This window comes from Roseospira navarrensis (assembly GCF_009601025.1).
Taxonomy (GTDB): Bacteria; Pseudomonadota; Alphaproteobacteria; order Rhodospirillales; family Rhodospirillaceae; genus Rhodospira; species Rhodospira navarrensis.
Genome location: NZ_WIVE01000053.1, coordinates 23,872 through 30,230 on the forward strand (window position 1 = coordinate 23,872; position 6,359 = coordinate 30,230).

Annotated in this window: 6 protein-coding genes and 1 other RNA gene; 4 read left to right on the forward strand and 3 right to left on the reverse strand. The window is 68.3% G+C overall.

Annotated features, from left to right (window positions below; translation table 11 throughout):
• Window positions 1–185 precede the first annotated feature (185 nt).
• Window positions 186–773: a HupE/UreJ family protein gene (locus tag GHC57_RS14505; RefSeq protein WP_153345490.1), complete on the reverse strand. Its 588-nt coding sequence runs from the start codon at window positions 771–773 to the stop codon at window positions 186–188.
• 438 nt (window positions 774–1,211) lie between these two features.
• On the opposite strand from GHC57_RS14505, the gene GHC57_RS14510 reads away from it, so the two are divergent.
• On the forward strand, window positions 1,212–1,598 hold the full coding sequence (locus tag GHC57_RS14510) for a MarR family winged helix-turn-helix transcriptional regulator (RefSeq protein ID WP_153345492.1): 387 nt from the start codon (window positions 1,212–1,214) through the stop codon (window positions 1,596–1,598).
• A gap of 216 nt (window positions 1,599–1,814) precedes the next feature.
• Here GHC57_RS14510 and GHC57_RS14515 read toward each other — a convergent pair whose 3' ends face one another.
• Together GHC57_RS14515 and GHC57_RS14520 are read right to left on the reverse strand one after the other, a co-directional pair.
• Window positions 1,815–2,084, reverse strand: coding sequence for a hypothetical protein (locus tag GHC57_RS14515; protein WP_153345494.1), 270 nt, complete (start codon window positions 2,082–2,084; stop codon window positions 1,815–1,817).
• 236 nt (window positions 2,085–2,320) lie between these two features.
• On the reverse strand, window positions 2,321–2,971 hold the full coding sequence (locus tag GHC57_RS14520) for an MlaC/ttg2D family ABC transporter substrate-binding protein (RefSeq protein ID WP_170294898.1): 651 nt from the start codon (window positions 2,969–2,971) through the stop codon (window positions 2,321–2,323).
• Window positions 2,972–3,172: 201 nt separating this feature from the next.
• Between GHC57_RS14520 and ssrA the strand changes: the two genes are divergently transcribed.
• The 3 genes from ssrA to GHC57_RS14535 all read left to right on the forward strand — a co-directional run bounded on the left by ssrA (window position 3,173) and on the right by GHC57_RS14535 (window position 5,959).
• Window positions 3,173–3,541, forward strand: a transfer-messenger RNA (tmRNA) gene (ssrA, locus tag GHC57_RS14525).
• A gap of 64 nt (window positions 3,542–3,605) precedes the next feature.
• Window positions 3,606–4,136, forward strand: a complete 531-nt coding sequence (locus tag GHC57_RS14530) for an SspB family protein (protein ID WP_343031184.1) — start codon at window positions 3,606–3,608, stop codon at window positions 4,134–4,136.
• 212 nt (window positions 4,137–4,348) lie between these two features.
• On the forward strand, window positions 4,349–5,959 hold the full coding sequence (locus GHC57_RS14535) for a fumarate hydratase (RefSeq protein WP_153345498.1): 1,611 nt from the start codon (window positions 4,349–4,351) through the stop codon (window positions 5,957–5,959).
• Window positions 5,960–6,359: the final 400 nt, after the last annotated feature.

A 6,359-nucleotide genomic window follows, 5' to 3' on the forward strand; every position in this document is an offset into this window, starting at 1 on the left:
AGGGTGCCTCCGACCGGCCCTTTTTGAAACGGATCGGCGGTGAAGCGGACGAGTCCGTTTCACCGCCTCCGCCGCTGCGCGGCGCCGGCGCGGTCGCGCCGGTCGGCCGGCGAAAAGGGCAATCCTTTCCGTCGGCCGGGACCTGCGAGACCTGTGAGTGCGCCGCAGAGATGCGCCGGTCAGGATCAGAACGCGCCGGCCAGCAGGCCCACGCCGGCGAGCGAGGTCAGGGCGCCGCCGGCCCGCACCAGCTTGGCGCCGTGCGCCGCGCTGGCCTTGCCCAGGCCCAGGCCGGCCAGGATGCCCGCGCCGTGCAGCACGGCGGTGGCGGCCATGAAACCGATGCCATAGGCGAGGCCGGACAGGGTCTCGGGCATCTCGGTGCCGTGGGCGTGGCCGTGGAACACGGCGAACACGCCGACCACCGCGGCGCCCAGCGCCAGCGGCAGGCCGCGGCCCAGGGCGACCATGGCGCCGATGACGACGACCGACAGGGCGATGCCGGTCTCCACGGCGGGCACCGAGATGGCCAGCACGCCCAGCGCGCCGCCCACGGCCATCATGCCGACGAAGGCCGCCGGCACGACCCACAGGGCGCGTCCGCCCGCCAGCCAGGCGAACAGGCCGACGGCGACCATGGCCAGCACGTGATCCAGCCCGCCGATGGGATGCATGGCCCCGTGCACGAGGCCGGCGGTGGCGCCGACGCCGGTGTGGGCGGCGGCGGGAGTCGCGATCAGCAGGCTCGCGAGGGCCAGGGCAAGACGACGCATGATGTGTCCTTCTGGTCTGGTGTCTGGAGAACAGGGGGAGTCGCGGCCCCGACGGCGACTCGCGAGGGTGTGGCGCCCCCGGGGCCACGATCATAAAAATTCCTATATCATCATACGCGCCGTCCGCCAACGCCCTTGCGCCGCGCCGGCCGATGGCTTTTCCTGGCCCCCCGGTCGGGTCCGCCAGCCCGGTTGACTCTTGTCAATGCCGGATCATTCCCCGGCCGCCATAGTCGTTTGCTCAACCTCGTGGCCGGCTCCAGGGCTGCGCCGACGTGTCCCTGAAAGGGGTATCCTGACATGATCGTTAGGGATATAACTTTTGGCAGGGTGCACATCGGTCGGCAGGCGACGTAAACGCACTCGCACATGGAGTGGCCGCGCGCCACGCAGTCTCCAGCACATTGGTATTCGGGTATGGGTTTCTCCTCAAAGACCATGACCGCCGAACAGGCGTTGAATCTCTGGCGGCTTGCGACCGTAGAGGGAGTTCGGTGCGAGACGCCCGACCTGTCCTCGCGGCAGATGGCCGTCCTGCTCACCGTGTATCAGACCCCGGCGCCGCATACGGTGCGCGGTCTGGCCCGCACGCTGGGCATCTCCAAGCCGGCGATCACCCGTGCCCTGGACCGCCTGGGCAAGTACGGCCTGCTGGTGCGGGAGGTGGACACCGCCGACCGACGCAGCGTGCTCGTGCAGCGCACGGAGGAGGGCGAGGCCTTCCTGAACGCCCATGCGGACATGGTGATCGACGCCATGGACAAGGCGCTGGCCCCGGGGGTCCTGGACAACACCTCGATGCCGGACCTGGAACACGTGGCCTGATCCGCTCCGGATCGAGGGCCGCACGAGAGCATGACGACGCGTCCGGACCGCACGGCCCGGGCGCGTTCGTGTGTCATACTGGCCGGCTATTGTCCTGACTCGTCAGGACAATAGCCATACGCCGCTTCGCGGCGCCGGTGCAGTCGCACCGGCCGCCCGGCCTATGACGTCACTTCATAGGCCGGGCGGTATCAGGTTTGCGGCCTTGAACGCGCGTTACCGCCGCAGCCCCTCGGCCAGTTCGGCCACCGCCGCCTCATCGACGAAAAAGCCCAGCAGCAGGCTCGCGCCCATCAGCACGGCCGCCTCGTCCCAGCGCGTCAGCGCGGGCCGGTGCACGGACTCGCCGCGCAGAGCCGCCCCGATGGCCGCCACCAGGGCGCCGATCCAGAGCAGGGAACTGAGTGACGCGACCACCAGAGGCGACGGCAGGGTTGAGGCGATCAGCAGCGCAAACGACGTGAACAGCCCAAGGCGCAGCAGCACCCCCGTGTTTTCCTGAGGGTGCCGTCCGTGGGGAGAGCGTCCGCCGGGCGGGTTCGGAGGCATGGCGCGGTCCTCCGGTCTGGGCGGTGTCGGCCGGGTCCGGGCCGCCGCCGCCGGGGTCTGGGCGGGGCGTCGAAGCCCCGCCCGCTCGTGCAGGATATGGGAAGGTCGGGCGCTCACATCAACGTGAACCGGGAACGTGAACCGGGCGGCGTCCCGTGCCCGGCGCCCGGGACCTAGAGCCCGGACTTGGCGCGCAGATCCTCGACCCGCTCTTCCAGCACGTCGTTCAGGCCGCCCAGGCCGCCCTGTTCCTTCAGGACGGAACTGTATTCCGACCGCCAGGTCTGGGACATCCAGATGCCCTCGACGGAGATGTCCACGATCCGCAGGCCGTCGTCCCGCGTGCGGGTGCGCCACGTCACGATGAAGGGGTTTCCGTCGGGGTTGCCGATGCGGGTCTCGATGAAATAGCCCTTGTCGCCGTCGGGCAGGACGTTGGTGACCTCCAGTGCCTGGCCGCCGTACTCGTCGAACCGGGATCCCCAGTTGAACACGTTGAACGACCGGAACAGGTCCAGGAAGCGTTCCTGCTCCTCGGGCGAGGCCGACCGCCATGCGCGGCCCACCACGAAGCGGCCCACCGCCTCCAGGTCGAAGGCGTCGCTCAGCAGCGTCTCGAACTTGGAGATGCGCTCCTCGGTGGAGGTGTCGGGCTCAAGAATCTCTTCGATGGCGCGCTCCGCCACCGCCTTGATGAAGGCATCCGGTTCGGTCGGGAAGTCGTTGGCGTGCGCGCCCGCCACCCCGGTGGTGGCGATGACGACGACCAGCAGAAGTGTCCGGACCCCCGCGGCCAGGCGAAACAGGAAGGCGAACGGTGTCATGGCGAACGTGTCCTTAGCAGTGGGGCGGTGGAGGCGGGCGCCCCGCGCGGGGCATGGGTGCGAGCATGATCTCGAATCGTGCGCGCCGCGGGCCGGCCGGATGGCCATTCCATGGCGCAGGACACAGATCGGCTATCCCGAGCCGGCGCGGGAGTCAAGCCAGGGCCCGCGCGCTGCGCCTTCGGGGCTGCCCGATTTCCGCCGTTTGCATCGACGCGCGCCCCGTCCTATATTCGGAGGTGCCGGTTCGCCGGCTATGACGCTAAACCCTGCTTGGAATAAGCGTAGTGGACCCGGGGGCAGTACCCGGCGCCTCCACCAATGACCAGGGGTCCGCGCCGCGTCGCGGGCCCCGATCCGGGGGCGAAACAGGATCGACACGCGTGGTAAAGAAGCAGGTTGCGTTCGGCATGGCACCACCGTTATCGGGCCAAACGCAATAGTTGCCAACGACAACTATGCTCCGGAAGCTGTCGCCGCGTAATGCGGTGCCGGTAACCGATCTAAGCCCCGGCCGGTAGCACGGTCGGGCGGGGTCCGGAGGGCACCTGGCAACAGAAGCCCTCCATTCCATCGGGCCGGCGTGTCCGCACTGCCCGCGTGTACTGCGCGTCCGTCATACAGGATCAGCGACGTGACCGAACAAGTGACCGCCTTCCAGTATGATCGCATGGTCGAGGCCGCCTTGCGCGGCGTCCTGCGGGACGCCCTGCGCGTGGTCGAAGCCCAGGGCGGTCTGCCGGGAGACCACCACTTCTACATCACCTTCGAGACCACCCGCCCCGGCGTGGTCATGCCCGACCGGCTGCGCGCGCAGCACCCACAGGACATGACCATCGTGCTGCAGAACCAGTTCTGGGATCTGCGGGTGTTCGATGATGCGCTGGAGGTGACCCTCAGCTTCAACCGCAAGCGCGAGCGCCTGCGGGTGCCGTTCGCCGCCGTCACGGCCTTCGCCGATCCCCATGCCAGCTTCGGGCTGCAGTTCCAGACCGATCTGGGGGGCGAGGCCGGCCTGGACGAGATGGACGACGAGCCCGGCGCCGAGTGGGATGCGCTGATGGGCGAGGGGGAAACCAACGATGACCGCCGGGGCGCGGCGCCGGAGGACTCCGAGGGCGAGGGCGCGAACGTCATCACCCTCGACGCCTTCCGCAAGAAGTAGGCGGACGCGCCGCGTGTCGCGGTCCGTCCGCTTGCCCGTCTGCCGCGCGCGGCCCGGCGGGGCGCGCCCCCTGCCGTGAGAGCCGCCCGCCGTCCCGTCCAAGCCCTTCTGTGTGCGCCCCTGTGTCTGCGCCCCTCCGTTTGCGCCCCTCCGTTTGCGTCTGCCCGGTCGCCCCGTGATGCGTGCGCGCCCCGCTGTTCCGGAGACCCGCCATGCTCGATGCCGCCTTCGCCGACATTTACCCCCTCGCCCAGGACGCCACGCCGTACCGCAAGCTGACCGGCGACTTCGTCTCGGTCGAGAGGTTCAAGGGCCGCGACATGCTGGTGGTCGATCCGGCCGCGCTCACGCTGCTGGCGGAAGCGGCGTTCCGCGACATCTCGCACCTGCTGCGACCGGCGCATCTGGCTCAGTTGCGCGCCATCATGGACGACCCGGAAGCCTCGCCGAACGACCGCTTCGTGGCCCTGGAACTGCTGAAGAACGCCAACATCTCCGCCGGCATGGCGCTGCCCATGTGCCAGGACACCGGCACGGCCATCATCATGGGCAAGAAGGGTCAGCAGGTGTTCACCGGCGCCGATGACGCGCTGGCGCTGTCCAACGGGGTGGCCGAGGCCTACACCAAGCTGAACCTGCGCTATTCGCAGATGTCGCCCACGTCCATGTATGACGAGGTCAACACCGGCAACAACCTGCCGGCCCAGATCGACCTGTTCGCAACCGAGGGCGAGGCCTACAAGTTCCTGTTCATGGCCAAGGGCGGCGGCTCGGCCAACAAGACGTTCCTGTATCAGCAGACCAAGGCGCTGCTGAACCCCAAGTCGCTGACCGCGTTCCTGGAAGAGACCGTCAAGACGCTGGGGACGGCGGCGTGCCCGCCGTACCATCTGGCGGTGGTGATCGGCGGCACGTCGGCCGAGGCCACGCTGAAGACGGTCAAGATGGCCTCCGCGCATTATCTGGACGGCCTGCCGACCGAGGGCGGCTCGCACGGTCACGCCTTCCGCGATCTGGACCTGGAACAGGCGGTGCTGGAGATGACCCGCCGCCTGGGCATCGGCGCCCAGTTCGGCGGCAAGTACTTCTGCCACGACGTGCGCGTGGTGCGGCTGCCGCGCCACGGGGCTTCGGTGCCGGTGGGCATCGGCGTGTCCTGCTCGGCCGACCGGCAGGCGGTGGGCAAGATCACCCGCGACGGCGTGTTCCTGGAGCAACTGGAGGCCGATCCCGCCCGGTACATGCCGGACATCAAGGCCGAGAAGCTGTCCGACGAGGTGGTGAAGATCGACCTGAACCGCCCCATGGCCGAGATTCGCAAGACCCTGAGTCAGTACCCGATCAAGACCCGGGTCAGCCTGACCGGCCCCATGATCGTGGCCCGCGACATCGCCCATGCCAAGCTGAAGGAGCGGCTGGACGCCGGCGAGGGTCTGCCCGAGTACTTCAAAGAGCACCCGGTGTACTACGCTGGCCCGGCCAAGACGCCGGAGGGCATGGCGTCGGGGTCGTTCGGGCCCACCACCGCCGGGCGCATGGATGCCTATGTGGATCAGTTCCAGGCCGCCGGCGGCTCCATGGTCATGATCGCCAAGGGCAACCGCTCCCAGGCCGTCACCGACGCCTGCGGCACGCACGGCGGGTTCTATCTGGGCTCGGTGGGCGGCGCGGCCGCGCAACTCGCGCTCAACAGCATCCGCAAGGTCGAGGTGCTGGAATACCCCGAGCTGGGCATGGAAGCCATCTGGCGCATCGAGGTGGAGGACTTCCCCGCGTTCATCATCGTGGACGACAAGGGCAACGACTTCTTCCGGCAGCTCTAGCCCGCGCCGGTCCCCGGCACCATCCCGGCCGACGAGACGGTTGCCCCGTGTCGTCGGCCGTTCTGCGTCCGGGGGATCGCTCCACGCGGCCGCCTCCGGTCATCACCCTCGCTAGTGCATTGATCCTGACAATAGATGCGCCGAGCATCATGTGTCTGGATCGAAAATGCACCAAGTTCAAAAAGTTGTGCAGCGACACTTGACGAAAGGGGTGTAACCCTTGTCGGCGTCGCTGCACTAGGGACTCCGGCTTTCGGCGCCGACCGCTGCCAACGTCCATCTCAGCACACCCGAAGGACGCAAGGCTCAGTTTGAAAATGTATAAGGCTTATCCCTTTGAGTCCGGGACCACATCATGTGGTGACAGGTGGCCTGAAACGGCGTAGAACATAACGTGAAC

Coding starts and splice junctions, on each gene's coding strand:
- GHC57_RS14505 (WP_153345490.1), bottom strand. CDS start 773: ATGCGTCGTCTTGCCCTGGCCCTCGCGAGCCTGCTGATCGCGACTCCC.
- GHC57_RS14510 (WP_153345492.1), top strand. CDS start 1,212: ATGACCGCCGAACAGGCGTTGAATCTCTGGCGGCTTGCGACCGTAGAG.
- GHC57_RS14520 (WP_170294898.1), bottom strand. CDS start 2,971: ATGACACCGTTCGCCTTCCTGTTTCGCCTGGCCGCGGGGGTCCGGACA.
- GHC57_RS14535 (WP_153345498.1), top strand. CDS start 4,349: ATGCTCGATGCCGCCTTCGCCGACATTTACCCCCTCGCCCAGGACGCC.